The following is a 20,537-nucleotide window of genomic DNA, read 5'->3' as shown; positions in this document are numbered from 1 at the left end:
AAAATTATGTTTTAAAATGCCGAATATTAAAATATATCTGAATTCTCTTTAAGCTTTTCGGTATTTTCTACCAATCTTAGCTCATCAATAATTTTTTGAATATCTCCATTCACGATGTTGGATAGATCGTAAAGTGTTAGGTTAATTCTGTGATCTGTTACACGCCCTTGTGGATAGTTGTAGGTTCTAATTTTTGCACTACGATCACCACTCGAAACCATCGAATTACGCTTTGCAGCATCGGCTTCCATTTTCTTGGCAAGCTCCATTTCATATAAACGAGAACGTAAAACCCTAAAGGCTTTTTCCCTGTTTTTGTGCTGCGATTTTTGATCCTGACATTGTGCTACCAAACCTGTAGGTTCGTGAGTTAAACGCACTGCAGAATAGGTTGTGTTAACCGACTGCCCACCAGGCCCCGATGAACAAAAATAATCGATACGCACATCTTTTGGATCGATCTCTACATCAAATTCTTCAGCTTCTGGTAATACCATAACTGTAGCTGCAGAGGTATGTACACGACCCTGAGTTTCGGTTTGCGGCACACGTTGTACACGGTGAACACCAGCTTCAAACTTCATGGTACCATAAACATCTTCTCCAGAAACTTCGAAAATCATCTCTTTAAATCCGCCACTGGTTCCTTCACTAAAATCTACAATATTGTGACTCCAACCCTTACTTTCTACATATTTGGTGTACATTCTGTAAAGATCACCAGCAAAAATGCTCGCTTCGTCACCACCAGTACCTGCACGAATTTCCATCACGACATTCTTAGCATCTTCAGGATCTTTAGGCACCAACATCATTCGTATCTTTTCTTCAAGAGCTGGTAATTCTTCCTTAGCTTCTTCCTGCTGAAGTTTTGCCATCTCGGTCATTTCAGGATCACTTCCGTCAGAAATTATTTCTTCAGCTTCTTTAAGATTATCGGTAAGTTCAATATATCTTTCACGCTCGTCCATAAGCGCTCTAAGATCTTTATATTCTTTATTAAGTTCAACGTAACGTTTCTGATCGGCAATAATATCCGGCTGGATAATAAGATCATTCACTTCATCAAAACGTTGTTTAACGATATTAAGCTTCTCTAACATACAATTCTTAAGAATTTAGGTAGCAAATTTACAATAATTTGACTGAATTTTTATCTTCTCTAAACTTTACCTGTTCGTTTTCTTTATTTTAGTGCTAATCATAATAAAATAAGCATTTTAACGCTTTTAATTTAAAACATCGATCAAAATATCAAAATATGCCTAACACTTCTGCTGTGCTTTTTCAATTTTACCGCAAATTTTTGGTTCCTTCACTTTTAGTTAATCTGCTGATATTTTCCATTGATAGTCCGCTTTTTGTAATTGTAATCGATAAATTATTCATCGCTTTTATCATTTATCTTTTATACCGATTCACCACTGCAAAAAAAGAGCTCGTATTTTATTACAATCTTGGCTTTAGCCGATTGCAATTATTCAGTTTAGCCATTTTGGCCGATATTTTTCTTCTTAGCCTTTGTGCCGCCATAAACTTTCTAATATGATCTTTGAAATTGATAATGTCGAGTTGTATTTTGATGATAAACCTATTCTTAAAGCGGCTTATGTAAAGGCCGAAACCGGGAAAGTAACCGGATTATTAGGTAGAAACGGTAGCGGAAAGAGTAGCCTTTTAAAAATTCTCTTCGGAACTTTAAAACCGAAATACAAACTACTTCGCATAGACAAAAAACCTGTCCTGAAGCGCTTTTACAAAACCGGAAGAGTTGCCATGCTTCCGCAGTTTCCTTTGCTTTCGCCCACTATTTTAGTAGAAAAGGCTTTTAAACTATATAATATCGATTTTGGTGATTTTAGCAGTATATTTTCTGAAATGAATTCAGTAAAACATCAGAAAATTCGGGATTTATCTGGCGGGCAGCAACGAATTATCGAAATCTACCTGGTCTTAAAAAGAAATGCGGATATCGTTCTATTAGACGAACCTTTTGCACAGCTTTCTCCTTTAATGATCGAAAAATTTTCAGAAATAATTCAGCAGCAAAAACAACAAAAAGCGATTATAATTACAGATCATCGCTACGAGGCGATATTAGATGTTTCAGACGATATTTATTTATTTCAGCATAAACAAACAACACTGGTGCATTCAGCAAAAGAACTTGTACAGATGGGATATTTACCGGGTTAGATCTTTACATCAATATCGATATAATTTTCTTTTTTATTTGTGGTTGCTGCATAAAGCATTAAGAAACCAGATCCCAGAATATTAAATGCATGATCTGCGTAGTAAAATTCAGGAAAATCAAGATAATATCCAATAAAATAGGTCATATCTGAAAAGATCATCCAAAGCACGGCGCACATATAAAAGATACTCTTAAGATTACTATAACGATTACTGTAAGATACGGCAATAATAGTGGTAAGTATGGCAATAAAAGCAAAAGCGTAAAAACCGGGACTATATAATTCTTCAGCGTGTTTTAAAGAGATCATACTTTCCAGCTCAAAAAGTAAAACAAGATTTATCGCTACCAAAACCGCACCTATAAACAACTCTAAACTATTAATCTTCAGCTGCTTTATTTTTTTTGCTCCTATACTTCCTACAATTACAAATGCAGCTCCTCTACTAATAAATGTTAGGGCGTTAAAAATGGGATTTTCAAAATAAATAAGGGAGAAATCGCAGATCGAGAACAATAGAAGTATAAAAAATAATTTCCAGGAAAAGGGCTTATGTAAAGTTGCGGTAATAAAAAAGAAAGCGGTACCAATAAACCGAACCCATCTACTTACCTCGTCACTAAACATCGATAAACTTGCAAAGTTTACGGCAACCCAAAACACAATGGAAAAAACAATTAATTTTCTTCGTTCACTCATCTAACAAACAATCATATTTTCACAAACATAATGAGATATTTAAATAAAAAAAGCTACAAAATTAACACTAAAACAATTTTAGTTAACCTTATAGCCCTTTTATTAAATTAAATGTAAAATCTACGAATAATAATATTCGCCAAATTCACTCTTTATCGTTAAGGATTTTTTATCTGAAGCTTCTACTCTTCCCACCACCTTAGCATCGATATTAAACGACTTTGAAATTTCGATAATTTCGTCTGCAAGCTCTGGTTTTACGTAGATTTCCATTCGATGCCCCATATTAAACACCTGGTACATCTCTTTCCAATCTGTTTTACTTTCCTGCTGAATTAACTTAAATAGCGGCGGAACTTCAAAAAGATTGTCTTTTACAATATGAAGATTATCTATAAAATGAAGAATTTTGGTTTGTGCTCCTCCACTGCAATGCACCATCCCGTGAATCTCTTTATTACTGAATTTAGATAATATCTTCTGAATTACAGGCGCATAAGTTCTTGTTGGCGACAATACCAGTTTACCGGCATCTAGCGGAGAATCTTCAACTTCATCTGTTAAATTTTTTCCTCCAGAATATACAAGATCATTAGGAATCGAAGCATCAAAACTTTCAGGATATTTTTCAGCTAAGACCTTTGCAAAAACATCATGGCGAGCAGAAGTTAAACCATTACTTCCCATGCCTCCGTTATATTCTTTCTCGTATGTAGCCTGCCCAAAAGAAGCTAAACCAACGATCACATCGCCAGGTTCGATATTACTATTATCAATTACCTCGCTACGTTTCATCCTTGCTGTTACCGTAGAATCTACAATGATCGTTCTTACCAGGTCACCAACATCTGCCGTTTCACCACCGGTAGAATGAATTTCTACGCCAAATTCTTTAAGATCTGCAATAAGTTCTTCAGTTCCATTAATAATTGCTGAAATTACCTCTCCCGGAACTAAACTTTTATTACGACCAATGGTTGAAGACAATAAGATTTTATTGGTAGCACCTACACAAAGTAGATCGTCAATATTCATGATCAAAGCATCCTGGGCAATACCTTTCCAAACAGAAAGATCGCCAGTTTCTTTCCAGTACATATAGGCTAAAGAAGATTTAGTTCCCGCGCCATCGGCATGCATGATCACGCAATAATCCTCATCTCCGGTTAAATAATCTGGGATAATTTTACAAAATGCTTTAGGAAAAAGCCCTTTATCTACATTCTTAATGGCATTATGCACATCTTCTTTACCAGCTGAAACACCACGCTGACTATACCTTTTACTTACGTCCTGACTCATGAATATGGTTTAGGCGTCAAAGATAAACAGTTTTAAATTCTTTAAGAAGTTTCTAAAAAGAAAAAGCCCTGCAAGTTACAGGGCTAAAATCTTTAATTTTGAAAGAAATTATCTAGTGAACAATAATTCACGGTACTTGGTTAATGGCCAAAGCTCATTATCTACCAGTAATTCCAATTTATCGCAGTGATATCTAATCTCATCAAAATGAGGTTTTACTTCATTACAATAAGACTCTGCTTTCTTCTGGATATCTTCTAATTTATTGGCTACTTTACGAGCTTCAATCATCGCATTTACTTTGCTATTAATAACAGCAATATGAGTAGAAACACTTTCTATTAGCTCTAATTGTTCTTTTGCATGTTTTTCGTAATTATCGCCGTAGATACTCTTTAATCCAGTAACATTCTTAATAAGAATATTTTGATAACGAATAGCTGTTGGGATTACATGATTTCTTGCAATATCACCTAAAACACGACCTTCAATCTGAACTCTCATCGTATATTCTTCAAGTTCGATTTCGTGGCGCGCTTCAATTTCAACCTTATTCATTACTCCTAAATCTCCATAAAGCTTAATCGCTTTTTTAGAAACCTGTACTTTAAGTGCTTCAGGAGTGGTTTTATTATTGCTTAAGCCTCTTTTTGCAGCTTCTTTCTCCCAGGCTTCACCATAACCATCACCTTCAAATCTAATCTTTTTACTCTGCTTAATATATTCTCTAAGAACATTGAAGATCGCATCGTCTTTCTTCATTTTCTTGTCCTTAATAAGCTTGTCTACTTCAGCTTTAAATTCTTTTAGCTGTTTCGCCATTATCGCATTAAGAACGGTCATTGGATTTGCACAGTTTGCAGTAGATCCTACAGCTCTAAATTCAAATTTATTTCCGGTAAATGCAAAAGGAGAAGTTCTGTTACGATCTGTATTATCCAACAAGATTTCAGGAATCTTACCAACAACATTTAATTTAAGATCTGTTTTTTCCTGCGGAGATAATTTTCCTGAAGTTACTTTTTCAAGTTCATCTAAAACAGAAGTTAACTGGCTACCAATAAATACTGAAATAATTGCCGGTGGTGCTTCATTTGCTCCTAGACGGTGATCGTTAGATGCACTTGCTATCGATGCTCTTAATAACTCTTCATTTTCATAAACCGCTTTTATCGTGTTGATAAAGAAAGTTAAGAATTGAAGGTTTTTCATAGGAGTTTTTCCAGGAGACAAAAGGTTTACTCCCGTATCTGTTCCTAAAGACCAGTTATTGTGTTTACCACTACCATTAATTCCGGCAAATGGTTTTTCGTGCATTAGTACTACAAAATGGTGACGCTCTGCAACTTTATTCATCACATCCATAATTAAGGAGTTGTGATCTACAGCAAGATTGGCTTCCTCGAAAATTGGTGCAAGTTCAAATTGATTTGGAGCAACTTCATTGTGTCTCGTTTTTACAGGAATCCCCAATCGCATACATTCGATTTCTAAATCCCTCATATAGGCTAAAACTCGAGAAGGTATCGATCCAAAATAGTGATCATCCAACTGTTGTCCTTTTGCAGGAGAGTGTCCTAAAAGTGTACGCCCCGCTAACTGAATATCTGGACGAGTTGCAGCTAAAGCAGAATCTATTAAAAAGTACTCTTGTTCCCAACCTAGAGTAGCGTTTACTTTAGTTACATTTTTATCAAAATATTTTGCAACGTCTGTCGCTGCCTGATCTACCGCCTGTAACGCACGAAGAAGCGGAGTTTTATAGTCTAAAGCCTCACCGGTGTACGAAACAAAAACAGTAGGAATACATAATGTAGTTCCCCAGATAAATGCTGGTGATGTAGGATCCCATGCTGTATAACCACGAGCTTCAAAAGTATTTCTAATTCCACCATTAGGAAAACTAGACGCATCTGGTTCTTGTTGTACCAAAGAACCGCCTCCAAATTTTTCTATAGCAAGACCCTCCCCAATAGTTTCAAAAAAAGCATCATGTTTTTCGGCCGTTGCCCCGGTTAAAGGCTGAAACCAGTGTGTATAATGAGTTACTCCTTTATTAATAGCCCATTCTTTCATTCCTGCAGAAATATGATCGGCTACGGTACGATTAATTTTTGCGCCGGTTTTTACCGCATCCATCACATTATTGTATGCTTCTTTGGTTAGGTATTGCTTCATTACCGACTCGTTAAAGACATTACTTCCAAAGATAGCAGAACGTCTTCCCGGCTCTTCTATATTTAAAGATCTTCGGTTAAAGGTTTCTTCTATTGCCTTAAATCTAAGTGTTGACATGTTAAGCTGTTATGATTAATAAAATTTTGTTATCAAATTTAAATATTTATCATTAGAAGACCTCCAAAATCATCAAATAATCTAAACCCCTTAATTTTTAGGGGTAAAATTTCATAAAAAAGAAATTCTTCAGAAATCACCCCCTAAAACATATACATTGTATTCAAAATATTATATTTTTGTTAACGTTAGACGTTCAATTTTTTATAAAACCGAATTAGATTATGAGCAAATCAAAACTGGAGTATATCTGGCTTGATGGTAGCAAGCCGACTCAGAAGTTACGTGGTAAAACAAAAATAATTACCGATTTTTCCGGAAAACTTGAAGACTGTGAAGTATGGTCTTTCGATGGATCTTCAACAGGTCAAGCTGAAGGAAATTCTTCTGACTGCCTACTAAAGCCAGTATTTATTTGTCCAGATCCACAACGTAAGAATGGTTACCTTGTTATGTGCGAGGTACTTAATGCAGATAGCACTCCACACGAAACTAATGGTAGAGCTACAATAGACGATGAGGACGATGATTTCTGGTTTGGATTTGAGCAAGAATATTTCCTAATCGATAACGAAACTGGAAAGCCTCTAGGATTCCCAGTAAATGGATACCCAAGACCACAAGGACCATATTACTGTTCTGTAGGAGCTACTAACGCTTACGGAAGAGCTATCGTTGAAGAGCATTTAGATGCTTGTCTTGAAGCAGGATTAAATGTAGAAGGTATCAACGGTGAAGTTGCTGCCGGACAATGGGAATACCAGATTTTCGCTAAAGGTGCAGCTGCAGCTGGAGACGAAATTTGGGTTGCTAGATATTTACTAGAAAGAATTGGTGAGCAATACGGAGTATCTGTAGACCTTCATCCAAAACCTCTTGGAGATTTAGACTGGAATGGTAGTGGTATGCACGCTAACTTCTCTAACTCTACTTTAAGAAATGCAGGAAACCGTGAAACTTACGAGAAAATTTGTGAAGCTTTCCGTCCAGTAGTGAAAGAACACATCGATGTTTACGGTGCAGATAACCACTTAAGATTAACTGGTAAGCACGAAACTGCTTCTATCCACGACTTTAGCTACGGAGTTTCAGACCGTGGTGCATCAATCCGTATTCCAATCGCAACTGTAGAGCGCGGATGGAAAGGATGGTTAGAAGATAGAAGACCAGCTTCTAATGGTGATCCTTACAAAATTGCAAGCCGTATTATTAAGACGGTTAAACATGCAGAATAAGCTTTAGGCTAGATTATAATTAATCTTAGATTAGGCGTTTCCTTTTGGAGACGCCTTTTTTATTGGATTCAATTTATATATACTGAAATTAGTCTTTTTTCAGGCAGTTTTTTCTGAAGTGTAGCAATTAAGAATATGGTTTTTCTAATTAAACCAAGAACACATAGCCAAGCTTGCAGCCCTTCAATAGGAAGGATTCTTTTAATTTTCTGCCAAACTTAGGCGAATAAACCTATATGAGGAATTAAGATAAATGGCAATAGATAATTTCTTACATCCATTTTTATCTTCTCTATATTCTATAGTCTTTTCTCTAATAATATTTACCTAAAAATCGTGATATAAAGAAATACAGCATAACCCGCTAAGATCACTGCGCCTTTTATTCTGCTGAATAAAAATTTCTTCGGAAGAAAAGCTAACGGAACCAATATAAAAGCAAAAGCAATCATCCAGTAGATATCGTTACTTAACACTTCCTGAGATTGCATTACAATAGGCTGAATTAATGAAGTAATTCCTAGTACTGAAGCAATATTAAAAATATTAGAACCTATTAAATTCCCAAAAGAAAGGGCTTTTTCCTTTTTTAATGCTGCAATTACAGAAGCTGCAAGTTCTGGAATACTAGTTCCAATAGCAATCATCGTTACAGAGATTACACGTTCACTTACTCCTAAATCTCTGGCTAAAGAAACAGATCCATCAACTAATAATTCAGATCCTCCATATAAAGCGGCACCACCAATAATTAGCCAAATAATAATTTTAAACCAGGAAGTCCCTTTTAAGCTTTCGTCTACTTCTTCTACAACCTCTTCTTTTACTTTTCGGCTACGTAAAATTAGAAACAATAAATATAGAATAATACCTAAAACCAAAGTTCCACCTTCAAGACGATCGATATCTTCCCCATTCAGTAAAAAGAAAAACAGCGCAAAAGAAAACGCCATCATTACCGGCCAGTTAAATTTATAAAAATCACGATCTATAGCTATTGGTGAGATCATTGCCGTAACTCCTAACACCAAACCAATATTGGCAATATTGGAGCCTATTATATTTCCTAAAGAAATATCTGAAAATCCATCTAAAGCAGCCTGCAAACTTACCAGCAACTCGGGTGCAGAAGTCGCAAAAGAAACCACTGTAAGCCCAATTACCATACGGGAAATATTCATCTTGAAAGATAACGCAACAGAAGATCTTACTAAAAACTCTCCTCCTACCACTAATAAAGTCAGCCCAATAAGTATGTAAACTATATCCATTTATCAATTTTTATGCGAATATAACTTAATATTTAGAGCTATTAGATTTATAAAAAATAGATTTAAAAACTACAAAAATAGTTTACTGACTAAAATTATCGTTATATTGTAAGCATGAAAAATATCTTCTTTATTCTATTTTTATTTTCTGTACCGCTAAGTGCGCAACAAGTTTATACCGGTAGAGTTTTAAGCGCGAAAGACTCTAGTGCGCTTCAGGGTGTATCTATTTATTTTGACGGTACCAGCTTGGGAACCACCAGTAATAAAGAAGGTTTTTTTAAAATTCAGAATACCGCTTCCAATATCTCTCCGCTTATTTTTAGGTCGATTGGCTACACCACCAGAACTGTTGCTAATATTTCGGTTTTTAAAGACGACAATTTTCCAATCGTATTTTTAGAAGAAAGTATCGATCAATTAGAAACTGTTGTTTTAGAAACCGATCCATGGACAAGAGAACATAAACTGCGAGTTTTTAGAAGAGAATTTTTAGGAAAAACTGAAGCGGCTACCAAATCAAAGATCTTAAATGAAGATGCTATAAAATTAAAATACAGCCCATCGAATGCTGAACTTATTGCATTTGCCAACGAGCCAATTATTATCGAAAATAAATATCTAGGCTATATTATCGAATATGAGCTGATGGATTTTACGGTTAAATACAGTGGTGGCAGTTCTGGACTACAATTGGTAGATTTCACATTTTATGAAGGCACAAGCTTCTTTAGAGAACTAAATGAAAAAGTAAAACGACGTTTTATAAAACATCGTAAAGAAGCCTTTAGCGGATCTTTACTTCAGTTTATGCGTGCACTTGCAAACAAAAAACTTACCGAGCATAATTTTAGAATTTTTCACGAACGATTTGAGGTAGCACCCTACAAATATTTTGAAATTGCACCAGAAGGAAAATTTACAAAAGTGATAATGCTTGCCAAACAACTAAGCATTCTTTACGAAGATCAACAATCGGCTATTATTTACGAATATCCTTTTTATATCGATGAGTTTGGGAACGTTAGCCCTACCAGATCTTATAGTATTTCTGGTTTTATGGGACAATCCAGAATTGCAAATACACTACCACTAAATTATGGTTTATAAAATATTTACTACGATTCTAGTTTAATAACTATTTTTTTCGTTATATTTATCAAATATTAATTTGAGAGCATTTTAGCATGGAAAAATTAACAAACAAGGAAGAAGAAATTATGCGAATTATCTGGAAGCTGGAGAAAGCTTTCGTAAAAGAGATCATTCCGCATATTAAAGAACAAAAATTACACTACAACACCGTTTCTACCATTGTTAGAAATTTAGAGGAAAAAGAATATGTTGCGCATATCGCCTATGGGAAAACGCACCAATATTACCCGGTAATCACCAAAGAAGCTTATCGCAAACAGTTTATGAATATTGCAACCAAACGTTTCTTTGATAATAGTTATAAAAGTGTGGTTTCCTTTTTTGCAAAAGAAGAAAAAATTAGCGCTAAAGAGCTTAGAGAAATTTTAGAGATTATCGAGAATAAAAAAGAAGATTAAAACGTGGAATTTTGGAATTACATTATCGAAAATTTCTTGATACTGGCAGTATTTTTTGCCGGTTACGAGTTATTTCTAAAAAATTCCAAATTCTTTAAATTTTCGAGGTTTTATTTCATCTTCGGAATTGTTTTTAGTCTTGTTTTACCACTTTTTAAGTATACTATTTTCGTAGAAATTAAGCCAACGGCTTTTCTGGAAGCTACTAAAGGTACTTTTGAAGAATTCAGTAAAAATTCAACGAATATTAGTAGTCGAAATTCGATAAATTTTGAAGCAATTATTTTTTCGATTTATCTACTCATTAGTTTTAGCTTTTTTGGCCGGTTTATACTTCGATTATTTCAACTGAAAAAACTAATAATTGCTACAGAAAATATTTCAGTAATAAAAGGCGTTAAAATAAAGCAAAGTCCTGATAATCATGGTTCATTCTCGTTTTTCAACTACATTTTTCTAGATAAAATTTCAGTAAAAAGCATTAAAAACTATGTTTTAAGGCACGAGTTGATCCATGCGCAACAATTTCATAGCCTGGATGTACTTTTTATTCATCTAATGCAATGTTTTTTATGGTTTAATCCGCTAATTTATCTGTTAAAAACTCGAATTATCGATAACCTAGAATTTATTACAGATCGAGCGGTAATGAAGAAAGCCAGAGCGACCAATCAAAAAAATGAATTCAAATTTTACCAATATCAGCTTTTATCACAAGGTTTAGCAAATCAGCAATTACCCATTACATCATTTAATCAATCATCAATCAAAAAACGAATTATCATGCTTAATAAAAAAGCTTCCAGCAAATTACATTTATTAAAACTAAGCTTTTTAATCCCATGTTTAAGTTTTATCTTTTACAGTTGTAATGTGGATGAAGTGGAGACTATAGATGAAAATGCAGAATTTTCATTTTATTTTAATCGGGATACCAGTGAAGAAGAACTGCAAAGCAAGGTTTCTATGTTTAATCATTTTTATAAGGATTCTGTCACTTTAAAGATCTCGGACGTTTCATATCTAAACGGACAATTAAATGAATTTACTATAAGCAGAAAGTTTCCTGGCGATACTGATTTTGTACAAAGTTTATCAATGGAAAATCAGACTAAATCAACATCATTTTCTAACTACATAAGCTTTAAAGATCAAAAATTAATCCTGAAAATGAATCCAGCACATAGAATTGAAATCTCTAAAGACACTAATGCTGCTTTCATAAGGACCAAGAATTAAATTACATATTATTATGCAAGACGTACTTATTTATCTTTTAAAATCCTCTGCATTAATCGGATTATTTTATTTCGCTTACTTCCTTTTGCTAAAACAGGAGACTAGTTTTATGCAAAACCGTAAGTTTTTATTAGTTGGTCTTGTAAGCTCCCTGGTCTTGCCATTTATTTACTTTACACAAAAAGAATACATAGAAGCCCAAGGCAGCAATGCCCCTTATATCGCTTTTACTGAATTTGCTCCGCAGGAAAATTTGCCCATAGAAGAACCTATAGATTGGTGGCAAATTGGTTTTTATGTGTATTTATTAGGGATAGCTATAATGGCATTTAAGTTTTTATTTCAACTATATAGCCTTCAAAGAATTATAAACTCTGGAAAACAAAAGCGGTTTAAAACTTTAAAACTGGTTAGAACTTCTAAAAACATTAAGCCATTTTCATTTTTTAAACACATTGTTTTTAATCCTGAAAAACACAACGAAAAAGATCTAAAATTAATCCTGAAGCACGAGCAAATACATGCAAAGCAATGGCATTCTTTAGATGTTATTTTTACTTCGCTGCTTTGTGTAGTTTTTTGGTTTAACCCGTTTATCTGGCTTTATAAAAAAGTAGTGATACAAAACCTGGAGTTCTTAGCAGATCAGGATGCTGTAGCCAATATCCCGAGTAAAAAAGAATATCAAAAAGCTTTAGTGATGGCCACTGTTGGTTTACAGCCAGCCATGTCTAATCAATTTTATCAATCATTTATTAAAAAAAGAATCATCATGCTTAACAAATCGAAAAAGAAAAACACACCGTGGAAAACACTTTTAGTAATTCCATTTTTATGCCTGTTTTTGTACAGTTTTAATTTAAAGAAAGAAAGTATCGTCTTAGATTCTTCGCCAAAACTAAATTTAAATCAGGAAATTGACACCGTAAAGAACAAAAGTATATTAGGTAATGTGAGTTTTGAAGAAGATACAGAAGCAGCTAAAAATGATAATCAAAAATTACCAATTCGATCTAAAGCTTTTGATGTTCTAGGCGAAAAACCACTTTATATTCTAGATGATAAAAGTTATACAAAATCTGAAATTGAAGGAAAAGCGATCACTTTTGAGGCGGTACAAATTATGAAACCGACAACTGCAAAACAGCAGTATGGCAAACATGCTAAAGATGGTGCTGTATTATTATCTAAAACAGAACTTATAGATGATCTTCAGAAATTTTATAAAAATCTAGATAGAAAGGAAGAAGCAGTTGAACTTCAATTTTTAACGATCACTTCAGCCAAAAAACCGGAAATCTTAACTTTAAAAAAAGAGGCTAGTTCAGTAAAAACTACGCATAAAGCAGATGCTCCTTCCGAAGAAAAAACAAAACCTAGCCAAAAAAGAAATTTGACTAGAATAGTAAATTTCTCGTCACCAATAAAATCGAATGACACTCTTTTTATTTTAGACGGAATTATTCAAAAAGACAGAACATTTCTGAATCATCTAGAAAAAAAGGACATTGAAAATACTACTTATTTAAAAGGAGCCGAAGCGACTGCCCTATATGGTGCCCAAGCTTCTAAATATGGTGTGAAAATTTACACGACTAAGGTTAGAAATTCTAGTAAAGTCGAAAACCAAAAATCATTAGATACACTTAAAACGGCTGTAAGAATTAGAAACATTTCTAACCAGCAAGGGCAACCACTTTATGTGCTAAACGGTGAAGTGATTTCAATTAAAGAGTTTGAAAAAATAGTTCCTGCAGATATTAAAGCATTGTATGTGTTAAAAGACAAAAGCGCAGCTACTAAATACAAAGGTCAACATACTGAAAATGGTGTAGTGGAAATTTACACCAACGACTATAAAGGTGATATACCAATACAAACGACTTCTAAAGTTTTTGTTTATACTATTAATCCATATGAAACTGATGCCGCTATTAATGGTATGATCAAGAAAATTAAAAAAGCATACGATGTTGATGTAGATATTAAAAAACTACACAGAAATGATGAAGGGCTAATCGATAATATTAAAATGAAATCCAGACAATCTGGTTCATCTTCATGGAATGTTACCTACAGCGCTTCGAACAGCAGTGATCATGTAGAAACTATTTATATGATTATGGATACTGAAAATGATGCCTTTAAGATTACCAATCAAACACCTGGTAAGTAATTTATAAAAACGGCTTCTTTTTTATTGAAAGTCAATATTTTAATATATTTGAAATAAACTGACCAAAATGAAAAAGAAGTTGTTTAAAACTTTAGCCAGGCTTAACAAGAAAGTCTTGCCAAGCTATTCTAAAAAGCAATTAGATTTAACCAAGGCCAGCAAAGTACAAATGGCGATTATTGGCTGGAAAACCTGGGTCACTAAAAATTCCTTAGACTAGAATATTTATAGAAATCGATATTCTATTGCTCTATATAAAATTGGTTTATCACCTGATTCTTCAATCTCGAAGATCTTTCTAATATTTCTTTTCTCATTCCGCTAAAGAAAGTGGGATATGATCTACTAAGTTTTTGCTATCGATTTGCAAAATAGAAATTGTAATTAACAGGTTAGCTACCATATTCAACTTTCCTTCGCCTCCAAGCTGGCAGAATCGTTGTCATAGATGTATTTTATAAAAATTTAGGCTTTTTGACCTACCACTGTTTGTAGTATGCAAAATAATTATGGGAGAGCCGTATGTAAAATCTTCTAGGCAAACGCACGTAGATTTTAGCAGAATGCATTTTCAAACTTTAAAAACTTACTAGCGTGAAAAGTCTAGCGGTATTTGCCATCCTGTAATAAAAAACCCCGGAATCGCTCCCGGGGTCTAAAAAAGAAGTTATTAAAATTGACCTATTCCATACCAATAAGTCGCCATTCACTCATTTGGAAATCACCACTACCAGCGTTAGCTGTGATTGCTAACCTATAATATCGATAAGCTGTTTCATTAGAAAATGAGAATTCTTTAGTTTGATTTCTACCATCAAATAATTCACCTGTACGGCTATCTAATTCGTCCCAGTTCTCTCCATCATTAGATCCAGAAAGCGTCCAGTCTTGAGGATCTCTATCTGGTGCATCATTTCCGGAAGTTAGCGTATACATTGTTACGATTTCTTCTGAAGACAAATCCTGCTGCATCCAGAAATCATTGGTATATCCTCCAAGAAACATTTTTGTAGAAGTGTCGTTATCTATAAGTTTTGAAGATCCTTCGTTAGAATCTGCTCCGTTTGTATGATCTTTACTTACAGAAATAGTCGCCCCTATCGTATAATCTACAGGTTCTGGTGCAGTAAGTGTTTCTAAAACCAATAATCTCCACTCACTTAACTGGAAGTTATAATCACCATTATAATCTGTAATATTCAACCTATAATACAAATATTCAGTTGAATTGTCGAAATCAAATTCTCTAGTTTGATTTCTATCAGAGAAAGTTACATCAGCTCTCTCGTCTAAAACGGTCCAGCTAGAACCATCATTAGATCCTAAAAGTTGCCATGCACTAGGATCTCTAGAAGGAGCATCATTACCTGAGGTAAGTGTATATTTATTTACTGCTTCTGGAGCTACTAATTCCTGTTGTAACCAAAAATCACTAGTTCCTATAATGTTTTGTACATTACCTGTAAGGTATTTAGAATTAGGATCGTTATCAATCAATTTTGGAGAACCTTCATTTGCTCCTGCTCCTCCACCATTTTCTTTACTTACTGTAATACTTGCACCTTCAGTTACATCACGAAGTTGCGAAACAGCTTCAAAAGGATAAGCTAAATCTGGAAATGCCACACGAGCTTGTAATAATTCGCTCTCAATATCATCTGTCCAGTTAAAAGCTACTTCAGCCATTGGTTGAAGATCTTCGCCGGCAGCACCACTCATAAAATGAACTAACTCTCCTAAATTCATTGTTCTGGCATAACTATCGCCATCTTTTGGATAGTTTTGCGAAGTAATATTATAAAAATTGTTTAGGAAAGAAGTACCACCGTAGGTTTCATAAAGTGGTAAAAACCAATCTCTAAACCAATAAACACCATTTAACTGGGTAGCTGCATAGCGATCTCTTACCGTTGTTGCTTCAGCTTCCATATCGAGATTTAGATAGGTGTCATACACAAAGATCTTATTAAATTCGTCCATCCATAAATCTTCAGCTGGAGAGCCTTCTACCCCTTTTGCCGAGTATTCTACAAGCTTACCTATTTGAGAAATAATCTGAGTTGTGATTTCTTCTCCCATTTCAGCATCATCAAGTGGAACATCTATTACACCGCCACTTACTTCAGAATCAAAATTGGTTAAATATTCAGCCTGATTTGTAGCTCCTGTGTGATAGACTGCGTATAAAATATTATTCCCTACTGTAGTATATGTGCTTATTGTATTATCCCAAATACTCTGGGTAAATAAAAATGGCCATTCAATTTCACGATCTACATAATCATCATAATAAACCGCTACATTGGTTTCATAATATTGGCGGTTTAAGGCCTCTTCGTGACCAAACCAGCTTTCGTTTAAGCCTCTGGCAGGAGCATCTGCTCCATCTGTATTTACAATAGCATCTGGCATTCCATCCACGATACTACTATCATCTGATTCACAAGAAGTAATCCCTACAAAAAGTAGTGAACCAAGAAGTATTTTAAAAGTATTTTTTTTCATAACTCTATTATTAAAAGTTAATTATCATTTTGGTCATTAATGTATAGCAGGCTCCATTCACCTACCTGCAGATCTGTACTACCTGCATTCTCCATAATCCTTAATTTGAAGTAAGAATAATTGATATCCTGGTCGAACTCAAAAATTTTATTCTGAAAACGTTCTTCAAAGGTTACCTCTGTTTGAACATCAATGCTCTCCCAATTTTCTCCATCTAAAGAGCCTAATAATTCCCAGCTCTTGGGATCTCTTTCTGCAAAATCATTAGCAGATGAAATGGAATAGGCATTAATAGTAATTTCGTCTTCAAAAGATAAAATCGCCTCGAAATCGCTAGAATATGGTCTTAGAAAAAATTTAGTACTTAGTAACCCATCTGTAAGTTTAGAAGAACCTTCCTGTGCTTCTGCTCCATTTGCATTTTCAGCACTTACACTTAAGTTACCTTCTAAAGCAAAATTAACAGGCTGATCCACCTCTGGAGTTTCTGAATATTCATAATCTAATTCAGGAAAATCTTCACGAGCTTTGGTAAGTTGTTCTTCGTAAATTGAACTCCATCCAAAAGCAATCGTAGCCTGCTCCTTAAGGTCATGATTTGCAGCACCACTCCAAAAATGGATAAACTCTCCCATATTCATTCTTCGAGAAAACCTGTTTTTGGCAGAGTTCGTTGGGAAATAATCTGCTAACAAATCATAAAAATTATTCAAAAGCGCAGCTTCTCCATAATTTGAATAGATAGGATAAAACCAATTTCTAAACCACATTGTGCCCGGACGAGGATAGTCATCTACAGTATTCATAAAATCATCATAGGCATGCTGCGCAAAATCATCTTTACCAATTCCTTTATAAACATCGTATACAAAAATCTCTGCCCACTTACTGTCTCCCCAAATATCCCATGCCGGATTGTATTGAATACCATTAGTAGCGCCTTCAACAATGTGTCCTACTTCATGAATCATCATACTTAAACCCAAATCTGGATCTTCGTCCTGCCATGTGTATGGGCCACAGTCTACAACATTTCTAAAATCGTGACTTTCATCCATAAATGTTGATGGATGCCCACCAGAGTATTTATCGGTATGCAATATGGCATATAATTTTTCATCTTCACCATAAGAACCATAAACGGTTTTCACATACTCCCAAACATCTGAAAATGTAGTGTTAGGCCAGATAATTGAACGGTCTACATCACTATCATAATACAAAGCAAGATCCTCATTTTCGTAAACCAGTTGCACTAACTCTGTATGATCAAACCAGTGCTCCTGCCACATGGCTGGTGCCGCATATTCATCATCAGGCTCTTCTTCAGTTGGCTCTTCAACTTCCTCTCTATCATCTTCAAGAGTTACTTCATCTTCACTTGAGGAACATGAATTCATAAAGAAAAACAGCGCTAAACCAGAAAAAAGATTATAGAATGGAAATTTTATCATATTAAATCTCTGGATTTTTTGAATATTGATCCCATAAAGAATCTATTCCTTTACCTGTAAGCTTTTCCCAAGAACCCTCTGAGTAGGTTTTAGATCTCATTTGTTGATCCAGTTTATACACTATAGCATCGTCGTAATTTTCACTTAACCAAACTAAAAATCTCGCAGTTATACGGTAACTATTGGTATAACTTTGATTTTCATTAAAATCTGTTAAAGACCATCCAGCTCCTGTGTTATCCACACCATATTTAAATCGAACATAATCTGCTACACCTTCTGAAAGCCAAACAGGCCCACCACCATGTGGGTAAGATTGAATAAGATGCATAACCTCGTGAGTTATTAGATCTATATCTGTAGGTTTTTGTTTTAACCACCTGCTACTTACAGTGATTTCTCCATTAAAAGCATAGGCAACACCAGTGTAAGAGGTATCTATATTAATGGTGATATGCTTTTGGGCATCTGGATTAAAATCTTTTAAAAGTTTAGGGTAAACCTTAAAGACAGTTGAAACAAATTTATCTTCAGTTCCCTCCTTTAAAGTAGCATCAAAATTTTTAAAAGTTATGCTCAGCTTTCCTTTTGAATATTCTTCAACTTCCTGAGCATTTACCTGAAGGCTTACCACTAAAAGTAGTATGACTAATCTTAATATTTTCATCTTTACATGTTTTACGAGTAGTTTATTTGAAAGTTAAGACTCTTCCCACGCTGCACCACGTGGGAAAGAGCCTGTGTGAACAAACTAACTCAATTCAAACTCAAAATTTACCATCCGGTATTTTGGATTAATGCCGGATTTGCATTGATTTCATCTTGTGGTATTGGCCACAAATAATGTCTTTCTGTGAATACACGATTTTCAAAAATTACTTCTGTATAGAAATTATCTAACTGAGGGGAATTTATATCTAAACCATGTGTAGCTCCGTTAAAAGAATCTTCTGCTTCTTTCCATCGTCTAACATCAAAATATCTAACATTCTCAAAAGCAAGTTCTACTCTTCTTTCTTTATGAATAGCTTCTCTCATTTCAGCTTGTGTTCCTGGAACATCAATACCTCCCGGCCCATACTCTGGTATACCAGCTCTATTTCTTATCTCATTTAAATAAGTAAGAATATCAGGGTTTCCTGGATCTGCTTCATTTAAAGCTTCTGCATAATCCAGATAAATTTCAGCCAATCTTAGCATAGGAACTGCATAAGCTGTATTCCACCATATATCTGTAGTTGCATTTTTTCTTACTACATACCCCGTACTACTATAATCGTTTCCTCCTACGGCTCTACCTGAATTTCCATTATACCAAGTTTCTGTTACTACATTTCCAAAATTTCGGTTTAACCATAAGCTATTATTATAGGTAATCCCTACATAAAACCTAGGCTCTCTATTTACCCACTGATTATAAGTTGTTCTTTGCTGAATATCGTAAGGAGATTGAAAATCTGAAAACCCATCTTCTTGATAGCCTGAATTAGGATCGTCTATTGAAAGGCCGTTGGCCATAAAATATGCGTCTACCATTTCCTGAGTAGCACTTAAAGCTCCACCTCCTTTTACCTCTTGTGGATACTGGGCGTGAAAAGGAGTTACATCGTAGAAGAAGTAACTAGAACCTCTAGGTCTTGCGAAAATTATTTCTTCATTCCAGTCTGTAATCATTACATTTCTGGTAGACAAATAAGGACTATACGTTCCATTTGCATCATTCTCACGATATAAACTAAAGGTACCGGGAACAAACTCATCTATAAAGTCTTTTGCAGCATCTGCTGCCCTTTGCCATTTCGAAGCATCTGCACTCTGGCTCACTAATGGTGTACCTTCAGCATCAACCATATCTGAGTATGCTGTATTACCATTAAATAAAGGACTCGCATTCAGCAATAAAACTTTCTCTTTTAAAGCTAGAGAATATGGTCTACTCATTTTCCCTGCATTTTGCCCATCGTAAGGAAAATCAGAAAGATTATTAGCAGCTATATCAAGTTCAGAAACAATATACTCTACACATTCTTGCATAGTATTTCTATTTAATTCACTTAGATCTGCATCTGCCGGAATTGGATCTTCCCCAAGAAGAATTACTGGTCCCCAGCTACGAATAAGATTATAATAGAAAAAAGCTCTTAAAGCTCTTGCTTCTGCTCTATACTGTAAAATATCACTATCTGTACAATCCTGGCAGCTTTCTACATTTTGAATAAAAGTAGATGCAGCTCTAATTCCTCGATAAAAACTTGACCAAATATTGCTCACATTTTGAGAAGTAGGATTCCAATCTCCAATATTCAGGCTATTTGCCCAGTTTCCAGACCATGTATAATCGGCTTCATCTGAAGCTGCCGTCCATGGGCCTGCTCCCGCACCTACATAACGTTGTGAATGTTCATCTGGAATACGAGAGTAAATATTTGCAAGATATTGCCTTACCGTATTTCTTCTGGAAAAGGTCTCATCAAATGTAAGACGATCATCAGGAACCTGATCTAGATAATCATCATTACAGGATACTAAAAGTATACTTACGATTAAGATTAATATTTTTTTCATTATCATATTTTTTTCAAATCATTTTGACTAATCATCAATGTGTTA

The 20,537-nt window shown here is 34.6% G+C and carries 17 protein-coding genes; 8 read left to right on the top strand and 9 right to left on the bottom strand.

Annotation, left to right across the window (positions count from 1 at the left end):
• Positions 1-26: 26 nt before the first annotated feature.
• On the bottom strand, positions 27-1,103 hold the full coding sequence (gene prfA, locus IIF7_RS15520) for a peptide chain release factor 1 (RefSeq protein WP_084842620.1): 1,077 nt from the start codon (positions 1,101-1,103) through the stop codon (positions 27-29).
• Positions 1,104-1,261: 158 nt separating this feature from the next.
• Between prfA and IIF7_RS15515 the strand changes: the two genes are divergently transcribed.
• Together IIF7_RS15515 and IIF7_RS15510 are read left to right on the top strand one after the other, a co-directional pair.
• The gene (locus IIF7_RS15515; protein WP_084842619.1) at positions 1,262-1,549 is read left to right on the top strand and encodes a hypothetical protein; all 288 of its coding nucleotides are present in this window, start codon (positions 1,262-1,264) and stop codon (positions 1,547-1,549) included.
• The gene (locus IIF7_RS15510; protein ID WP_084842618.1) at positions 1,546-2,196 is read left to right on the top strand and encodes an ATP-binding cassette domain-containing protein; all 651 of its coding nucleotides are present in this window, start codon (positions 1,546-1,548) and stop codon (positions 2,194-2,196) included. The genes IIF7_RS15515 and IIF7_RS15510 overlap by 4 nt, the downstream gene beginning before the upstream one ends.
• Here the strand turns inward: IIF7_RS15510 and IIF7_RS15505 are convergent.
• From IIF7_RS15505 to IIF7_RS15495, 3 genes are all read right to left on the bottom strand, one after another.
• Positions 2,193-2,897: a hypothetical protein gene (locus tag IIF7_RS15505; protein ID WP_084842617.1), complete on the bottom strand. Its 705-nt coding sequence runs from the start codon at positions 2,895-2,897 to the stop codon at positions 2,193-2,195. The two genes, IIF7_RS15510 and IIF7_RS15505, sit on opposite strands and share 4 nt — an antisense overlap.
• Positions 2,898-3,017: 120 nt before the next feature.
• Complete coding sequence (locus tag IIF7_RS15500) at positions 3,018-4,199, bottom strand: AIR synthase related protein (protein WP_084842616.1); 1,182 nt, start codon at positions 4,197-4,199, stop codon at positions 3,018-3,020.
• 108 nt (positions 4,200-4,307) lie between these two features.
• Positions 4,308-6,494 (bottom strand): glutamine synthetase III family protein, encoded by a 2,187-nt coding sequence (locus tag IIF7_RS15495; protein WP_084842615.1) that lies wholly within the window; start codon positions 6,492-6,494, stop codon positions 4,308-4,310.
• Positions 6,495-6,718: 224 nt separating this feature from the next.
• Between IIF7_RS15495 and IIF7_RS15490 the strand changes: the two genes are divergently transcribed.
• Entirely contained in the window at positions 6,719-7,729 is a 1,011-nt protein-coding gene (locus IIF7_RS15490) for a glutamine synthetase beta-grasp domain-containing protein (protein ID WP_084842614.1), read from the top strand.
• 323 nt (positions 7,730-8,052) lie between these two features.
• On the opposite strand, the gene IIF7_RS15485 is transcribed toward IIF7_RS15490, so the two are convergent.
• On the bottom strand, positions 8,053-9,000 hold the full coding sequence (locus IIF7_RS15485) for a calcium/sodium antiporter (RefSeq protein ID WP_084842613.1): 948 nt from the start codon (positions 8,998-9,000) through the stop codon (positions 8,053-8,055).
• A 114-nt stretch (positions 9,001-9,114) separates the two neighbouring features.
• Here IIF7_RS15485 and IIF7_RS15480 point away from each other — a divergent pair, with 114 nt between their 5' ends.
• From IIF7_RS15480 to IIF7_RS15460, 5 genes are all read left to right on the top strand, one after another.
• Positions 9,115-10,110 (top strand): carboxypeptidase-like regulatory domain-containing protein, encoded by a 996-nt coding sequence (locus IIF7_RS15480; RefSeq protein WP_084842612.1) that lies wholly within the window; start codon positions 9,115-9,117, stop codon positions 10,108-10,110.
• 77 nt (positions 10,111-10,187) lie between these two features.
• On the top strand, positions 10,188-10,553 hold the full coding sequence (locus IIF7_RS15475) for a BlaI/MecI/CopY family transcriptional regulator (RefSeq protein ID WP_084842611.1): 366 nt from the start codon (positions 10,188-10,190) through the stop codon (positions 10,551-10,553).
• A 3-nt stretch (positions 10,554-10,556) separates the two neighbouring features.
• Positions 10,557-11,792 (top strand): M56 family metallopeptidase, encoded by a 1,236-nt coding sequence (locus tag IIF7_RS15470; RefSeq protein WP_084842610.1) that lies wholly within the window; start codon positions 10,557-10,559, stop codon positions 11,790-11,792.
• A gap of 13 nt (positions 11,793-11,805) precedes the next feature.
• Complete coding sequence (locus tag IIF7_RS15465; protein WP_084842609.1) at positions 11,806-13,968, top strand: M56 family metallopeptidase; 2,163 nt, start codon at positions 11,806-11,808, stop codon at positions 13,966-13,968.
• A gap of 67 nt (positions 13,969-14,035) precedes the next feature.
• On the top strand, positions 14,036-14,188 hold the full coding sequence (locus tag IIF7_RS15460; RefSeq protein ID WP_084842608.1) for an SsrA-binding protein: 153 nt from the start codon (positions 14,036-14,038) through the stop codon (positions 14,186-14,188).
• A gap of 461 nt (positions 14,189-14,649) precedes the next feature.
• On the opposite strand, the gene IIF7_RS15455 is transcribed toward IIF7_RS15460, so the two are convergent.
• From IIF7_RS15455 to IIF7_RS15440, 4 genes are all read right to left on the bottom strand, one after another.
• The gene (locus tag IIF7_RS15455; protein ID WP_084842607.1) at positions 14,650-16,473 is read right to left on the bottom strand and encodes a discoidin domain-containing protein; all 1,824 of its coding nucleotides are present in this window, start codon (positions 16,471-16,473) and stop codon (positions 14,650-14,652) included.
• A gap of 17 nt (positions 16,474-16,490) precedes the next feature.
• A complete protein-coding gene (locus IIF7_RS15450; RefSeq protein WP_139801344.1) occupies positions 16,491-17,927 on the bottom strand; it encodes a discoidin domain-containing protein in 1,437 nt (478 codons plus the stop codon).
• 1 nt (position 17,928) lies between these two features.
• Positions 17,929-18,594, bottom strand: a complete 666-nt coding sequence (locus tag IIF7_RS15445) for a basic secretory family protein (protein WP_245801657.1) — start codon at positions 18,592-18,594, stop codon at positions 17,929-17,931.
• A 107-nt stretch (positions 18,595-18,701) separates the two neighbouring features.
• On the bottom strand, positions 18,702-20,492 hold the full coding sequence (locus tag IIF7_RS15440; protein ID WP_084842606.1) for a RagB/SusD family nutrient uptake outer membrane protein: 1,791 nt from the start codon (positions 20,490-20,492) through the stop codon (positions 18,702-18,704).
• Between the last annotated feature and the right edge of the window lie 45 nt (positions 20,493-20,537).

The organism is Zunongwangia atlantica 22II14-10F7 (assembly GCF_002094855.1).
Classification (GTDB): domain Bacteria; phylum Bacteroidota; class Bacteroidia; order Flavobacteriales; family Flavobacteriaceae; genus Zunongwangia; species Zunongwangia atlantica.
The sequence above is the reverse complement of the archived record's forward strand: the minus strand, read 5'-3'. Positions and strand labels throughout refer to the sequence as shown.